Source organism: Pontibaca salina (assembly GCF_016307205.1).
Taxonomy (GTDB): Bacteria; Pseudomonadota; Alphaproteobacteria; order Rhodobacterales; family Rhodobacteraceae; genus Pontibaca; species Pontibaca salina.
Genome location: NZ_JAEIJD010000002.1, coordinates 127,385 through 143,195 on the forward strand (window position 1 = coordinate 127,385; position 15,811 = coordinate 143,195).

Sequence of the window (15,811 nt, forward strand, 5' to 3'; positions counted from 1 at the left end):
GCAAGAAGAAAACGGAGCGTGGCGGTTGATCTGTTCGGGAGTGCATAGGGCGAGATTGCAATAATTGGGCAAAACGGCCTTGCCCACAATGGCATCCAAGGGCATGTTCGCCGCCGAGAACCGGACATGGTTGAAACCAGGGGCCGCGCGCCCCAGATAATTCAGCGACAGGAAGGGACCGTGTGCTGCCGATAACCGGGGCCAGCGTCCCTTGCCAACAACAAGGAAACGAGCATGCAAGAGCCACTCAATTCATCCTACCCGGTGCTGCCGCTGCGCGACATCGTGGTATTCCCGCACATGATCGTTCCGCTTTTCGTGGGGCGCGAGAAATCCGTGAACGCGCTTGAGGAGGTTATGGCGGATGACAAGCAGATTTTGCTGTCCAGCCAAATCGACCCTGGCGTTGACGACCCCGAAGCTGACGGTATTTACCGAGCCGGTGTGTTGGCCAATGTGCTGCAACTGCTGAAACTCCCCGATGGCACAGTCAAGGTTTTGGTCGAAGGCCATGAGCGGGTCCGTATTACCGAATTCATCGACAACGACGCCTTTTTTGAGGCGCGCGCAGAATATCTGACCGAGGTTCCAGGCGACGAAGACACGACCAAGGCCCTGTTGCGGACCGTTGCGGATGAGTTCGAGCGCTATGCCAAGGTGCGTAAGAACATTCCCGAAGAAGCGCTGGCCGCCGTCGGCGAGAGCGCTGAACCGGCCAAGTTGGCCGATCTGGTCGCCGGGCATCTGGGCATCGATGTCGAGCAGAAACAGGATTTGCTGGAAACCCTGTCGGTCTCCGAGCGACTGGAAAAGGTTTATGGTCTGATGCAGGGCGAAATGAGCGTTCTGCAAGTCGAGAAAAAGATCAAGACTCGGGTCAAGAGCCAGATGGAGAAGACCCAGCGCGAATATTACCTGAATGAGCAGATGAAGGCCATTCAGCACGAGTTGGGCGATGGCGATGACGGCCAGAATGAAATCGCCGAACTGGAGGCGCGAATCGAAGAGGTCAAGCTGAGCAAGGAAGCCCGTGAAAAGGCCGACGCCGAGCTCAAGAAGCTCAAGAACATGTCGCCGATGAGCGCCGAGGCGACAGTCGTGCGCAATTACCTGGACTGGATGTTAAGCATCCCGTGGGGCGTGAAGAGCCGTGTGAAAAGGGATTTGAGCAAAGCCCAGCAGGTGCTGGATGATGATCACTATGGCCTTGAAAAGGTCAAGGAACGGATCGTCGAATATCTGGCGGTGCAACAGCGTTCGCGGAAGATGAAGGGACCGATCATGTGTCTTGTCGGCCCTCCGGGCGTTGGCAAGACCAGTCTTGGCAAATCGGTTGCACGGGCGACGGGGCGCGAATTCATCCGCATCAGCCTTGGCGGCGTCCGCGACGAATCCGAAATTCGCGGTCACCGGCGGACCTATATCGGTTCGATGCCGGGCAAGATCATCCAGGCGCTGAAAAAGGCGAAAACCACCAACCCGCTGATCTTGCTCGACGAGATTGACAAGATGGGTCAGGATTTCCGGGGTGATCCAGCCAGCGCGATGCTTGAGGTGCTGGACCCGGAGCAGAACAACACCTTCGTGGACCACTATCTTGAAGTGGAATACGATCTGTCCAACGTGATGTTCCTGACGACCTCGAACAGCTACAATATGCCGGGGCCGCTTCTGGACCGGATGGAGATCATCCCGCTGGCCGGTTACACCGAGGACGAGAAACGTGAAATCGCCAAGCAGCACCTGCTGCCAAAGCAGATCAAGAACCACGGCCTGAAAAAAGGCGAGTTCGAGCTGACCGAAGACGCGCTGACCGCGATCATCCGCACCTATACGCGCGAGGCCGGGGTACGGAACCTTGAGCGCGAGATTGCCAAGGTTGCCCGCAAGGCGCTGACGCGAATTGTCCGCAAGGAGGACGACAGCGTCACGGTGACGCCGGACAACCTGTCTGATTTCCTAGGTGTGGCGAAATTCCGCTTCGGCCTGGCCGAGGAGGAGGACCAGATCGGCGTTGTCACCGGGCTGGCCTATACATCGGTTGGGGGCGAGTTGCTGAACATCGAGGCGCTGCGCTTGCCGGGCAAGGGCCGGATGAAGACCACCGGCACGTTGGGCGATGTGATGAAAGAAAGCATCGACGCGGCAAGCAGCTATGTCCGCTCGATCAGCCCGCAGATCGGCGTGAAACCGCCGCGTTTTGAAAAGTGGGACATTCACGTGCATGTTCCCGAAGGGGCGACGCCCAAAGACGGCCCGAGCGCCGGTTTGGCAATGGTTACATCGATCGTATCGGTGCTGTCGCAAATCCCGGTGCGCAAGGATATTGCCATGACCGGTGAGGTGACGCTACGCGGCAATGCGCTGCCAATCGGCGGATTGAAGGAAAAGCTTTTGGCGGCGCTGAGAGGCGGCATCAAGACGGTGCTGATCCCGAAGGAGAACGAAAAGGATCTGGTCGACATCCCCGACAATGTAAAAGAGGGGCTGACCATCATCCCGGTGAGCCATGTGTCCGAAGTTCTGGAACACGCGCTGGTGCGCAAGCCCGAGCCGGTGGAGTGGGATGAGGCAGCCGAAGAGGCGGCAGCCGCGAAGGCAGCCTTGGCCAAATCGGAAGGGACCGGCAACACCACAACGCACTGATCCGATGGCGCAAAGGTCTCATGGGGTGGATTGGGAACGGTCCACCCCTTTTGCGCTGTCCAGATGTAATAGCTCGATTTGGCTGGATACGTTGCTGCGTGGGCGTTATGAGTAATCGAAGAACAGTGCGATGGAAGACGAATTACGCTTCATAAAAATGCACGGGCTTGGAAACGACTTTGTCGTGTTGGATATGCGTGTGCACAACATGCAGGTTACACCTGCCATGATCAGCGCGATTGCTGATCGGCATCGCGGTGTCGGGTATGATCAACTCGCAATTATAATGCCGTCAGCGACCAGCGATGCGCGGCTGATTTTTTACAACGCAGATGGATCAGTGTCGGGCACATGTGGCAATGCCACCCGCTGTATCGCGCAATATTTGATGACCGAGACCGGAAAAGACCGGCTGGCGCTGACAACCGAGCGCGGCCGTCTTGAAGCTTGCAAGGCAGGGCAGGGATTGGTCTCGGTCAACATGGGTGCACCGCAGTTGCTATGGAATGAGATACCTCTGGCGGAAGATATCGATACCCTAAAGCTGCCGATTGAAGGCAATCCGACGGCGACAGGCATGGGAAACCCTCACTGCACGTTTTTTGTCAAAGACGTCGATCAGATCTCGCTTGCGGAGTTTGCACCTCGCTATGAGCACCACCTGCTATTCCCGCAACGGACCAATGTGCAGATCGTACATGTGGCGGGACAGGATCGCCTGCGGATGCGGGTCTGGGAACGTGGCGTTGGCGTGACATTGGCATCGGGCTCGTCCTCCTGCGCTGTCGCGGTGGCGGCGGCGCGGCGCGGGCTGACCGGGCGCAGCGTGCGCGTCGATCTGGACGGCGGCACGCTGAATGTTGATTGGCGCGAGGATGGTGTCTGGTTGACCGGACCGACAGCCCATGTATTCAACGGCGCATTCACGCGCGAATTTCTGGATGGTATCGCATGAGCGCACCAAAGTTTACGACGCTTGGCTGTCGTCTGAATGCCTATGAAACCGAAGCCATGAAAGAGCTGTCGGGGCAGGCGGGTTTGTCGGATGCGGTGATCGTCAATACCTGTGCTGTTACCAGCGAGGCGGTGCGCAAGGCGCGGCAGGAAATCCGCCGGCTGCGCCGCGAAAATCCTGGTGCGAGATTGATTGTTACCGGATGTGCTGCACAGACCGAGCCGGAGACTTTTGCAGCGATGGACGAGGTCGACGCGGTCATCGGCAACGCTGAAAAGATGCGTGCCTCCACGTGGGCCGGGTTGGCGGGTGAATTCGAAACCGAACCGGTTCAGGTCGATGACATCATGTCCGTAACCGAAACCGCCGGTCATTTGATTGACGGTTTCGGCACGCGGTCGCGGGCCTATGTGCAGGTTCAGAACGGGTGCGACCACCGCTGTACATTCTGCATCATTCCGTTTGGGCGCGGCAACTCACGCAGCGTTCCCGCCGGGGTCGTGGTCGAACAGATCAAGCGCCTTGTCGACAAGGGCTATAATGAGGTCGTGTTAACCGGGGTGGATCTGACCAGCTGGGGGGCTGATTTGCCTGCTACGCCGCAGCTTGGAAATCTGGTGCAGCGGATCCTGCGGCTTGTGCCGGATTTGGCCCGGTTGCGGATCAGCAGTATCGACAGCATCGAGGTTGACGACGCGCTGATGGACGCGATTGCCACGCAGCCGCGCCTGATGCCGCATCTACATCTCAGCCTTCAGCATGGCGACGACATGATCCTGAAGCGGATGAAGCGCCGACATTTGCGCGAGGACGCCATTCGCTTTTGCCAGACGGCGCGTGCGCTGCGCCCCGACATGACATTCGGTGCCGATATTATCGCGGGGTTTCCGACTGAGACCGAGGCGATGTTTGAAAACGCGCTTGCGATGGTTGCGGAATGTGACCTGACATGGCTGCATGTCTTCCCCTATTCGCCCCGTCCCGGAACCCCTGCCGCGCGTATGCCGCAGGTTAATGGCAGCGATATCAAGGCGCGCGCGGCAAGGCTGCGCAAGGCAGGGGATCAGCAAGTTGCGCGACATCTCGCGGCTCAACAGGGGAAAACTCACCGGGTGTTGATGGAAAACGCGCATATGGGACGCACAGAGCAATTCACCGAAGTTCGATTTGTCGCGGCGCAGCTAGAGGGACAGGTTGTCACGACCAAAATTCGGGGCGTCGACGGTGGCCGCCTGACAGCTTAAGCTGTTCACGAGCGGCTCAGTTGATGTGAGTACCCTCATGGATAGTAACTGCGGACCAGTGCGCTGGCGATCAGGCTCCATCCATCGGCGATCACGAAAAATGCGAGCTTGAAGGGCAGCGAGACGATGGCCGGCGGAACCATCATCATGCCCATCGACATCAACACTGCGGCGACGACCAGGTCGATGATCAGAAATGGCAGGAAAACTAGAAATCCGATTTGGAAGGCCCGCGCGATTTCGGACAACAGAAAACTGGGGATCAGAACAGAAGTCGGCGCATCCGGCGTGGGCGCAAGTGTTTCTGTCTGCGGCCTAAGGTCGGCCAAGGCGTGGAAGGTGCCGGGATCAACCCGCGCTGCCATGAATCGGCGAAACGGATCGAGCGTGCGCTCGATCGCTGTCTCAGTGTCGATAGTTTCCTCGATCAGCGGGCTTATGCCGGCCTCCCAAGCTTCGGTAAAAACCGGTTCCATGACGAAATAGGTCAGGAAAAGCGCAAGGCTCACGATCAGCATGTTTGGTGGGCTTTGTTGCAACCCGATTGCCTGCCTCAAAATGCCGAGCACTGTCACGAGGAAGGGGAAACACGTGATCATGATCGCCAGACCAGGTGCCAGGCTGAGTACGGTGATCAGCAGAATCAATTGGATCGAGCGCGCGGTTATCGAACCGCCCTCGCCAAGGGAGAGGCTGAGTTCCTGAGCCTGGACAATTTGGGGAAACGTGATCATGGCCCCTAGGGCGAGTGTAATCAGGCAGAGTTTTAAAAGGGTTTTCATTCAAGCCCATTCTGTAAATCCGCGATCTCGCTCAGGCGGACAGCCAGTTGGCCAGCTTGATCCCCGCTTAACTCTTCAAGTTGTCCGCGTGCGACCAGCCGATCACCGACATAAAGCTCGACCGGATCGTCGATCCGTTTATCGAGAGTGAGGACAGAGTTTTGGTCCAGTCCCATAAGCTCCCGTATCGTCGGACGTGCCTTTCCCACCGAAACGGTGATCTCGATCGGGAGAGAGACGAAGGGATTGCCCGGCTCGGCAGCCGGTGTGACGAATTTTTTGATACCATCATCCATTGGTATTCTCCTGATTGATGTGATAGAAGAATGACGTCACGGACTGGTTTATCGACGCTAGAAGTTCGCTACTGTCCAATTCATATTCGTGCGAATTCAGACGGATGATCGCCATTCCCGGATCAAGATCGTCATCTTCGTGTACCTCAATCAGCAGTGCAAACCCCTGAGCGATGAGTTCTTTCAATCCGGTCGATTCTCCGGGGGCGACGGCAATCACCACCGGTTGTGCGGTCTGCTCTTTGGTCAGCGTGTAAAGCTGATCCACGATCCGGTAACCGAACACCCGCATCATGGTTTCAGGGAGTACCGCCGAAACCAGATCTTCGAATAGAGGCTGCAATGAGGCGAGTAGTTGGGTTCGCACCTCATGATAAGTGAGCGACATATTTTCCAAAGATCGCCCCAGCGCCGCTGAGATCTGGGCCCGGTTTTCAGCTTGAGCGGAGATCGCGTCTTCCCAACCCGCTGAATAGCCTTGCTCGAAATTATCCAGATTTTGATCTTCCAGCGCTTTTATGGAGATCAATCCGGTCGAAGAGGTCGGCGAATCTTCGGAGCTAAAATCTTCGAGGTGATGAGAAATGGGCATCAGGCTTTCCCTTCGCGCTCTTCTTCAAGCCAACTGCGCAGGATTTCGACGGTTTCCTCCTGCCGTTCACCGATCATCGAGCGAAGCCGATCCACCGGATGTCCGGTGTCGGGCTCGGCAAGCGCCCGGCTAACTTCGCTCGCGCCCTGATTGGCGGGCAGGGCCTGTTTTGCGGACTTACCGTCGATGACGCCGGGCAAGGTCGGTGCGGGGGCAGTGGCCGATTTTTCGGCCTCGGCGGTCAAAATGGGGGGCGGCAGTGCTTTGGGTTTCGTCAGGATTGGACGTACAACAAAGAGCCCAAGAACAAGCGTCACGATGGAAAGGGCGAAGATCTGAACCAACGACATCAGATCGAGACCCAGACCACTTAGCAAGGATGCGCTTGCTGTTGTGCCCGCCGCGATCTCGGCAGGCAGCTCCATAGACCGCAGCGTGATCATATCGCCGCGTTCCGCGTCATAACCGACGGCCGACGCCACAAGGTCATGGAGCGCAGTTAGTTCGGCGTCGGATCGGGGTTGAAATCTCGGGACACCGTTTGCGTCCTCTTCAAATACTCCGTTTATCAAGACTGCGACCGTTAGGCGCTTAACGGCTCCGGGAGCCCGCAGGATTTCGTGATCGGTTTGCGATATTTCATAGTTAACCCGTTCGCGCGTCTCACTGGTTTGCGCATGGGATCCGTCCCCGCCGTAAGCGGCGTCACCATCGGGGAGATTGGAGGCTACAGTCACCGCTCCCTGTGCTTGGTTGCGCGACGAGTCAGTGCGTTCCTCACTATCGGTACTGATCGCCACCCGCGCTTCAGGATCGATTTGACGTCTGCGGATCGATTCGGTATCGGTGACGGTGTCGACGCTGACCTCGACCACGGCATTTCCGGCCCCAACGCGGGCTTCAAGCAGGCGAAGAACCCGATTACGCACCTTCTGCGCGCGGTCATCTGCTGAGTTTGCCGGAGCGGAATTGTCAGAGATGCCGATCAGAATGCCATTGGCATCGATTACCGCAACGTTTTCGACGGGCAGGCCCGAGACGGCCGAGGCAACCAGAAAGCGGATGGCGTTTGCTTGATCGGCCGTAATCGGGGCACCCGCCGCGGTGGTGACCGCGATCGAAGCCGTCGGTTCGGCACTGCGATAGAACGGGCTGGACCCGGCATTGGCAAGGTGAACACGGGCCTGAACGATATGGGGGCTCGCCACGATGGTGCGCGCGAGTTCTCCTTCCTTCGCGCGCCAGTAAGCAGCATCAAACATCTGCGACGTCGTGCCGAACCCGCTCAGCGAATCAAGCAATTCATAACCGCGCCCCCCGTTGGTGGGCACGCCCTCTCCGGCCAAGATCATTCGCAGTTCGTCGCGTTGATTGAACGGGACATAGATCGAGCCGCCGCGCACATCATATGAGGCGCCGCGTTGATCCAAAACCCGTACAACTTCCCCCGCTGCACTGGGTTCCAGCCCAGCATACAGTAGTTTCATCGAAGGGGTTGCAGCCTTTATCAACATGATGGCGATCGTTAGTGCCATGATCAGGCTTGCGATCACCACGATCACCTGCCGGCGTTTTTCCAGCCCGGTCCAGGTCATGACGATTCGCTGCATGCTCACCTCCGTTCCACCGTTTTCTGTGTGGGGTGAGCCGTGTTTCGTCGATCTGCCTTAATAATCGGTTAGTTCCTGACCGGTTATGAACGGGCTGTAACGATTCAAGAGGAACCACAATGACAGACGCCGCCACCGAGGCTCCTGCCAAGCGGTCTAAGAACCGAAAGCGAGGGTTGGCCCTAACTTTATTGTTATCGGCAATCGGTGCGGCGGCTGGCTATTACGGAGTCTCATCCGGCGTGATTCCAATTACCGCCTTGAGCAACCAGAGGCCATTTGCTGCCAAAGCAACGGATATCGCCTTTGTGGAGATTGATCCGATTATGATCTCGTTTAGTGGCGGACAGAGCATCCGGCAATTGCGTTTTCGGGCGCAACTGGAAGTCGATCCAGCCGTCATAAGGAAAGTCCAATCATTATTGCCGCGGGTAATCGACGTATTGAACGGCTATCTTCGGGCGCTTCAGTTGGCGGATCTGACGGACCCGCTGGCGTTAACCAGATTGCGTGGCCAGATGCTTCGGCGTGTGCAGGTCGTCGTGGGACGCGAAAACGTTCGCGATCTTTTGATCATGGAATTCGTGTTAAACTAGGAGGCAACGATGGAGCTAATTGCAGATATTTTTTTAGTTGCCGGAGCGCTGGGGGCCGGTTTCTATTGCTTTGTCCTGTCCCGACGACTGAAACGGTTCAATGATCTGGAAAAAGGGGTCGGGGGGGCTGTCGCGGTACTCTCTTCGCAGGTTGATGGCCTCACCAAGACCTTGGCAGCGGCCCGTGTGGCCTCGGATGGGGCGAATGCGACCCTGAGTGGCCTGACCACGCGGGCCGAAGCGGTCGCCGGGCGTTTGGAACTCCTGATGGCATCAATGCACGATATTGTAGATGACGAAACGGCGCTCAATGCGGGGCCAGTCGACGAGGCGGGGTCGGAACCGGGTGGCTCGGTTTTCATGCGCCATGGCCCCAACGGCTCTCCTTCATGAGAAGGGTACAGTTATCTAGGCGCGGCTCTCGGGTTGGCGTTCTGTTCCTGATTCCCATGTTCCTGCTAGGATCGGCACTGATCCGGATGGGAATGAGCGCGGGACCAGCTGTATCCGCAGAGCCCGACGAAAATCTCGCCGATCCGTCAAGCGCCGAGGTCACGGCAGAGCAGGGCGCTCTTGATCATAACGGCGCGCGCTCGCTTCTCACATTATTGCAGGAGAGAGAACGGAATCTGGATATCCGGGAACGTCAGATCGAGGACCGGGAAAAGGCCCTTCAAATCGCGGACTCAGCGATCAAAAGCAAGCTCGCGGCGCTCGTCAACGCTGAGGAAAATCTTCGCGCCACAGTAGCGCTGGTGGATGGAGCGTCAGAGAATGACCTCACCAAGCTGACGACCGTCTACGAAAAAATGAAACCCCGAGACGCTGCCGCTCTGTTTGAAGAAATGGTGCCGGAATTCGCAGCCGGTTTTCTTGTGCGCATGCGCCCCGAATCCGCCGCCGGAATTTTGTCTGGTCTTAGTCCCGATAGCGCTTATGCCGTCAGCGTAATTCTCGCAGGTCGAAATGCAAATGCGCCAAGTGATTGAAAGCATTTCGTTAGCGATTGTTAAAGAATTCGGTCCAAACTGACCAGGCCAGAACGTGGAGAAAAAGATGATCGGGATAATTGGCATCGTCATGGTTTTCGTTATGGTGTTTGGCGGCTATCTGGCTGCTGGTGGAAAGCTGGCGATCGTCCTGAAGTCATTGCCATATGAGCTTAGCATAATTGGTGGCGCTGCTATCGGTGCCTTTTTAATCAGCAATGATTTGGCTGCTATAAAGCGAACAGTGCGAGACATTGCGCGGGTTTTCAAAGGACCGCGATGGAAGCCGGACGATTATCGCGATCTTTTGTGCCTTCTATTCACGCTGATCAGAGTTGCGCGACAAAACCCAATTGCAATTGAGCAACATATAGAATATCCGAAAAACTCAACCGTTTTCTTGTCCTATCCACGAATTCTTCAGGATGATGAAGCCATCGATCTAATCTGTGATACATTGCGCTCTGCCGCGATGAATTATGACGATCCCAACCAAGTCGAGGAGGTGCTTGAGAAGAGAACCGAGGCAAATCTTCATAACGCCATGCATTCATGTCACGCCTTGCAAACCGTTGCTGACGGGTTACCGGCTTTAGGAATCGTCGCTGCCGTTCTTGGTGTGATCAAAACAATGGGGTCGATAGACCAACCGCCAGAAATATTGGGAAGATTGATTGGTGGCGCGTTGGTCGGGACGTTTTTGGGTGTATTTCTGGCATATGGATTTGTCGGCCCTTTCGCTGCCCGCCTCAAGACTATTGTGGAAGACGACAGCCACTTCTATCAGCTCATCCGGGAGGTCTTGGTCGCCAACCTTCACAGCCATGCCGCAGCGATCTGTATTGAGGTTGGACGTCAGAACACTCCCGCGCATATTCGGCCCGGCTTCAATGATCTTGAAAAGGCGCTGCGATCCTCAAAGCAGGACGTAGCCTGATGCCGATAATCTATCTGGCATTATTCGTATTACTGCTTGCCTTCCCGGTTTCAGCGCAAACCTTGGCAATACGTTCGGGTGAACATGAGAATTTCTCGCGCTTGGTTCTTACTTTGCCGATCGGCGTCGAGTGGTCCCTGACGCAGCAGGGCCGAACTGCGGCTCTGACCCTTGATCTTCCGCAGGTCCATTTTGGAATCGCCGATGTTTTCAAACGTATTCCACGAAGCCGTCTTGCGAGAGTAACACAATCTTCTGCCGGCGCACCGCTTGAGATGTTTCTGGCTTGCGATTGTAAGTTAAAGAGTTTCACGCTCTCGGACCGGCGCCTTGTTATCGACATCATGGATCCGCGAACGCCGTCAGCTCAAGCCCCTGACATTCATCAGCCGATTCTTGAACCGACATTTCGTTTTCCGATGACAGCTGCGGGGGGCCGGGCGGTGAGCGCAGCGCCCTTTATGTTAAATTCCCGCAATCGTAATAGGATCCCGCGCCCCAAGAGTTCTCAGCCAGATAGCAGGTTGCAGTCCGGGAGCAATGCCGACACCCCCCCCTTGCCCCCGAAGACTGACCTACCGCGTGCCGCGTCACGACGCTCAGAAAAAAGGCTTCTGGCTCAGATTGACAGAGCGGTTGATCAAGGTTTGCTTGATTTTACGGGATCTTCGAGAGATGCGCCGGAACCGGAAGCCTTAGTGCCTGACCTGAAACCGCCTCGCGAAACTCCGTCAAAGCCGGGGCTTTCGGCGCAAACCTCCGTTGATCGAGATCTGGCAGATGTCCGCAATACAATGGAGATCGCTGGATATGGCTCCAATTGTTATCCTGCGGAAATGCTAAAGCTTGCGGAGTGGGGGAGTGAAGACCCCTTTGCGGATCAGATCGGCACGTGGCGATCTGAGCTTTATCACGAGTTTGACATCCTGAACCGAGACGCCCAGATCGGGTTGGCAAAGAACTATATATATTTTGGTTTCGGCGCTGAAGCCGCTCAGGTTTTGAAGCTCAAAAGTCATCGCCAAGAAAACACAGAAATCTTGCTGGAAATGTCACGGATTCTGGATGGTCTTGACGCCGTCTCAACTGAGTCGTTTTTATTGCACCAAGGATGCAGCGGCGCTAGCTCCCTTTGGGCTGTTCTTGCAGCGTCAAGTTTGCCACCGGAAACAAATGATGACGCGGTTCTGCAGGCCCTGATGGAATTGCCAGCGCATTTGCGACATTTGATCGGGCTTCGTATCAGCCGAATTTATATGAGCGCCGGTCGGGCCGAGATTGCCAACACCGCGCTGCGCATTGCAGAGCGGGCCAGCGCCTCCCGTGATCCGGCTGTGGATCTGGCGGCGGCAGAGATCAATGCGCTGAAAGGCGATCGGCAGACAGCCTCGGAGCAGGCCGCCAGAGTGGTTACATCCGGGGCCGAACAGGCGGCGGAAGCGCTGGTGAAATTGGTGAAAATGAGGTGGGAAACAGGGGGGGAATTACCGCCGGAAACTGCGGAACTTGCTGAAGCATTTGCGATGGAGAACCGGGGTTCGTCCTTGGGTGATCAGTTGCAAGAAGCCCGTGTTCTTGCACTCGCCATGCGAAATCAGTTCCGCGCCGGGTTCGAAGCACTTGCAGCTTATGAGCAGCACGTTCGGCGCCCGGCAAGCCCTGAAATCTGGGGCGCCCTATTCACGGCGATGACTGACCGGGCTGACGATCTCGTCTTTCTGGAACTCGTTCTTGGAAATACGCCCTTGTTTGCGAAGGGTGAATTTGACCATGTGACCGAGAAAGTCGCGGGCCGGCTGATGGAGCTTGGCTTTCATGGACAAGTCCAGAAGTTGCTGGGCAACGACTATGGGGGGCGAATCGACGATGATGGTCTTTTGATTCGGGCCGAGGCAGCTTTGGCTGCCGACCTGCCGCATCGTGCGATGGCTGTCTTGGGGAAGAGCGTTGGCTCCAAAGCTGATCGGCTCCGCGCCCAAGCGTTGTCGAAAAGTAAAAACCATGCGGAGGCTGCAGCGTTTTTCACGCAGGCAAATGACGCGGCCAGCGCCGCGCGTAGCTATTGGTTGGCTGGAGAGCTCGAGAATATACCCGATGAAGCACCGCTTTATGGCGCAACGGCGCAAAGCATACCGGCCCTTGATGCTGGAAATAACGCTGAGCTCCCGCCCACCCCTTTGGCGCAGGCGCGCGCATTGTTGGAAGGCTCAGAACACTCACGGGGCCAGATATCTGATCTGTTGGACGCCATGTTTGTGGGCGAGAATTTTGACGAGACCGCCGCCAACTGACAGGAAGTGTAAACAGTATGGTTGATAAGCCTTGGCATGTTCCCATGCAGGACCCCGCAGCGGGGCGCCCAAAACTTCACCCTGAGGTTGTTGAGCCGAACTATAATCGCCTGAATTATCGACACAAGCTATTGGCGACTGAACGAATCCTGTAAGGTATCAGTGACTGGTCGGTGGCATCGAAAGGGAGTGGCGTGTCTGACAGCAAGGCCGAAGCGTGGCTAGCCCAACATCCCGAGATCGATTCGATCTTTGCTTGTGTTTGCGATCTGAACGGTGGAATGCGGGGCAAACGGGTTCCGTTAGATCAGATTTCCAAGGTCGTCGAGGGCGGGCTGCGGATGCCGTTATCGATCGTTGGCATGGATATCTGGGGTGAGGATATCGAGAATAGCAAACTGGTGTTCGAAACCGGTGACTCGGACGGGCTGTGCGATTTCACCGGACGTGCCTTGGTACCGATCACCTGGACCAGCCGCCCGACGGCGTTGGCGATGCTGTGGATGCGGCAGGAAGACGGCACGCCGTTTCCCGGCGATCCCCGGCGCGCGCTGGCCCGTGTGGCCGAGCAATACAGGGCGCGCGGGCTGACCCCGGTCATTGCAACCGAGCTGGAGTTCTACCTGGTCGACCCATCCGGGGACATGCCGCAAGCGCCCAAGTCGCCCGTCACGGGCAAGCGACTGAATTCCGACGGGGCGCTATCACTGGATGAATTGCAGCATTTCGATGAATTCCTGAATGATGTTTACGATACTTGTGAGCTACAGGGCATTCCGGCAGATACCGCGATTTCGGAAAACGGTGCGGGGCAGTTCGAGGTGAACATGCGCCATATTGCCGATCCCCTGCGCGCCGCCGATGATGCGGTGCTGTTCAAGCGGCTGGTGCGCGGTATTGCGCGCAAACACGGATTTGCTGCTACCTTCATGGCCAAACCATATGGCCATCTGTCCGGCAGCGGCTTTCACGCGCATTTTTCGCTGATCGACAAAAACGGGGTGAATGTCTTCGACGATGGCAGCGACCAAGGTGCGCGCCTGATGCGGAATGCAGTGGCCGGGATGTTGGCGACGATGCAGGAGAACACGCTGACATTTGCGCCACACGAAAACTCCTATCGCCGCCTTCTGCCCGGTGCCCATGCGCCGATCAACGTGGCGTGGGGCTATGAGAACCGTACCGCAGCGATCCGCATTCCCGGCGGCGACCCAAAGGCCCGCCGCATCGAACACCGTGTTGCCGGAGCTGACGCAAATCCCTATTTGGCATTGTCCAGTATCCTGGGTGGCGCGCTGATCGGTATCGAAAACGACATGCAGCCCGCTGCGCCGATTAGCGGCGATGCCTATGCAATGAAACTAGAAAATCTGCCACTGGATTGGGCCACGGCGATCGACGCTTTTCGTAAAGGCGGCCATGTGCCCAACATCTTTTCCAGACGGCTTCAGACGATGATGGTTGAATGTAAGACGCAGGAACTGCGCAAATTTGCCCGTCACGTGACCGGTCTGGAATATGACAGCTATCTGGAGATCGTGTGATGGGCGCGGCGTCAGGTTCTTATGCAGGGGACGGGAGCCACACCACAAGTTACTACGCCGCCTCTGCCAATCCTGCACCCAAGCGGCCAGTGCTGATCGGCGATCACGAGATCGACATCTGTGTGGTCGGAGCTGGCTATAGCGGGCTGTCAACCGCGCTGCATCTGGCAGAAAAAGGATATCATGTCGCCATTATCGAAGGCGCGCAAATCGGCTGGGGCGCGTCGGGGCGCAATGGTGGCCAGATCGTCAACGGGCTCAATGCCAGTTTGCAAACCATCAAGAAGCGTTATGGACAGGATACGGCCACTTTCGTTGCCGGTATCGTGCAAGAGGGCGGGCAGATTATCCGCGAGCGGGTCCGCACCTATGATATCAATTGCGACCTGAAGGACGGCAATATCTTTGCCGGCCTGACCAGCACCCATATGCGCGAATTGAAAGAGCGTATGACCCTTTGGGCCAGCTACGGTATCAAAAATCAGGAAATGCTGGACAAGGATCAGCTACGTAACCATGTGAACTCTGATCTCTACGCGGGCGGGCTGATCGACTATTCGGGTGGCCATATGCACCCTTTGAATCTGGCGCGGGGCGAGGCTGCAGCATTTGAGCAGAATGGCGGCAGGATCTATGAGATGTCTCCGGTCATTGACGTGAACCATGCTGCGGCGCGGCCTCTGGTTCGGACCGCGAAAGGGTCGATGAGCTGCAAGACGCTGGTTTTATGCGGCAACGCCTATTTGGGCCATGTGGTGCCGACACTGTCGGCGCGGGTGATGCCCGTCTCGACACAGGTGATGGCGACCGAACCTCTGGGCGAGGCCCGCGCGCAAGACTTGTTGCCAACAGATATGTGTATCGAAGACATCCGCTATATCCTCGATTACTATCGCCTGTCTGGCGGCAAGCGGCTTCTGTTCGGGGGTGGTACGGTTTATGGCGGGGCCGATCCCAGCAATATCAAGGCCAAATTGCTGCCCAACATGAACAAGGTGTTTCCGCAACTCAAAGGGATCAAGATCGATTACGCCTGGAGCGGTAATTTCGCGCTCTCGTTCAGCCGTGTGCCGCAGTTGGGCCGCCTTGGCGATAACACCTATTTCGCGCATGGCTATAGCGGGCACGGTGTCACCGGATCGCACACATTCGGGCGTATCCTGTCCGAGGCGATCGATGGGGACCTGACACGGTTCGACGTTTTTGCCAAACTGCCGTGGTATCCCTTTCCCGGCGGGCGCATGTTCCGCGTTCCCTATTCCGTGATCGGCTCGTGGTGGTACGGGTTACGCGATAAACTCGGCGTATAAACCAAGAAGAGGTGGTCGC

14 protein-coding genes are annotated in these 15,811 nt (G+C 56.9%); 10 read left to right on the plus strand and 4 right to left on the minus strand.

The window, feature by feature from the left end; genetic code table 11:
- Nucleotides 1-234: 234 nt before the first annotated feature.
- From lon to mtaB, 3 genes are all read left to right on the plus strand, one after another.
- Entirely contained in the window at nucleotides 235-2,646 is a 2,412-nt protein-coding gene (lon, locus tag JAO82_RS03340; RefSeq protein WP_198684931.1) for an endopeptidase La, read from the plus strand.
- Nucleotides 2,647-2,776: 130 nt separating this feature from the next.
- A complete protein-coding gene (gene dapF, locus JAO82_RS03345; protein ID WP_198684932.1) occupies nucleotides 2,777-3,601 on the plus strand; it encodes a diaminopimelate epimerase in 825 nt (274 codons plus the stop codon).
- Entirely contained in the window at nucleotides 3,598-4,845 is a 1,248-nt protein-coding gene (gene mtaB / locus JAO82_RS03350; protein WP_198684933.1) for a tRNA (N(6)-L-threonylcarbamoyladenosine(37)-C(2))-methylthiotransferase MtaB, read from the plus strand. The genes dapF and mtaB overlap by 4 nt, the downstream gene beginning before the upstream one ends.
- Nucleotides 4,846-4,880: 35 nt before the next feature.
- Here the strand turns inward: mtaB and fliP are convergent, their stop codons facing one another.
- Genes fliP through fliF form a run of 4 tightly spaced genes read right to left on the minus strand, consistent with a single transcriptional unit; the run spans nucleotide 4,881 to nucleotide 8,125 of the window.
- Complete coding sequence (fliP, locus tag JAO82_RS03355) at nucleotides 4,881-5,579, minus strand: flagellar type III secretion system pore protein FliP (protein WP_198685221.1); 699 nt, start codon at nucleotides 5,577-5,579, stop codon at nucleotides 4,881-4,883.
- Between the two features lie 44 nt (nucleotides 5,580-5,623).
- Nucleotides 5,624-5,923: a FliM/FliN family flagellar motor switch protein gene (locus JAO82_RS03360; RefSeq protein ID WP_198684934.1), complete on the minus strand. Its 300-nt coding sequence runs from the start codon at nucleotides 5,921-5,923 to the stop codon at nucleotides 5,624-5,626.
- Nucleotides 5,916-6,515, minus strand: a complete 600-nt coding sequence (locus JAO82_RS03365; protein ID WP_198684935.1) for a FliH/SctL family protein — start codon at nucleotides 6,513-6,515, stop codon at nucleotides 5,916-5,918. Before JAO82_RS03365 ends, JAO82_RS03360 begins: the two co-directional genes overlap by 8 nt.
- Nucleotides 6,515-8,125 carry a flagellar basal-body MS-ring/collar protein FliF gene (gene fliF / locus JAO82_RS03370; RefSeq protein ID WP_198684936.1) on the minus strand — a complete coding sequence of 537 codons (1,611 nt, stop codon included), beginning with the start codon at nucleotides 8,123-8,125 and terminating at the stop codon, nucleotides 6,515-6,517. The genes JAO82_RS03365 and fliF overlap by 1 nt, the downstream gene beginning before the upstream one ends.
- Before the next feature lie 119 nt (nucleotides 8,126-8,244).
- Between fliF and JAO82_RS03375 the strand changes: the two genes are divergently transcribed.
- The 7 genes from JAO82_RS03375 to JAO82_RS03405 all read left to right on the plus strand — a co-directional run bounded on the left by JAO82_RS03375 (nucleotide 8,245) and on the right by JAO82_RS03405 (nucleotide 15,792).
- Complete coding sequence (locus JAO82_RS03375) at nucleotides 8,245-8,721, plus strand: flagellar basal body-associated FliL family protein (protein ID WP_198684937.1); 477 nt, start codon at nucleotides 8,245-8,247, stop codon at nucleotides 8,719-8,721.
- Nucleotides 8,722-8,730: 9 nt separating this feature from the next.
- Complete coding sequence (locus tag JAO82_RS03380) at nucleotides 8,731-9,114, plus strand: hypothetical protein (RefSeq protein WP_198684938.1); 384 nt, start codon at nucleotides 8,731-8,733, stop codon at nucleotides 9,112-9,114.
- An 86-nt stretch (nucleotides 9,115-9,200) separates the two neighbouring features.
- Entirely contained in the window at nucleotides 9,201-9,710 is a 510-nt protein-coding gene (locus tag JAO82_RS03385) for a MotE family protein (protein ID WP_332872476.1), read from the plus strand.
- Between the two features lie 67 nt (nucleotides 9,711-9,777).
- Nucleotides 9,778-10,647, plus strand: coding sequence for a flagellar motor stator protein MotA (gene motA / locus JAO82_RS03390; RefSeq protein ID WP_198684940.1), 870 nt, complete (start codon nucleotides 9,778-9,780; stop codon nucleotides 10,645-10,647).
- Nucleotides 10,647-12,938 carry a hypothetical protein gene (locus tag JAO82_RS03395; protein ID WP_198684941.1) on the plus strand — a complete coding sequence of 764 codons (2,292 nt, stop codon included), beginning with the start codon at nucleotides 10,647-10,649 and terminating at the stop codon, nucleotides 12,936-12,938. The genes motA and JAO82_RS03395 overlap by 1 nt, the downstream gene beginning before the upstream one ends.
- Before the next feature lie 194 nt (nucleotides 12,939-13,132).
- Nucleotides 13,133-14,482 carry a glutamine synthetase family protein gene (locus JAO82_RS03400; protein WP_198684942.1) on the plus strand — a complete coding sequence of 450 codons (1,350 nt, stop codon included), beginning with the start codon at nucleotides 13,133-13,135 and terminating at the stop codon, nucleotides 14,480-14,482.
- Complete coding sequence (locus JAO82_RS03405; protein ID WP_198684943.1) at nucleotides 14,482-15,792, plus strand: NAD(P)/FAD-dependent oxidoreductase; 1,311 nt, start codon at nucleotides 14,482-14,484, stop codon at nucleotides 15,790-15,792. The genes JAO82_RS03400 and JAO82_RS03405 overlap by 1 nt, the downstream gene beginning before the upstream one ends.
- Nucleotides 15,793-15,811: the final 19 nt, after the last annotated feature.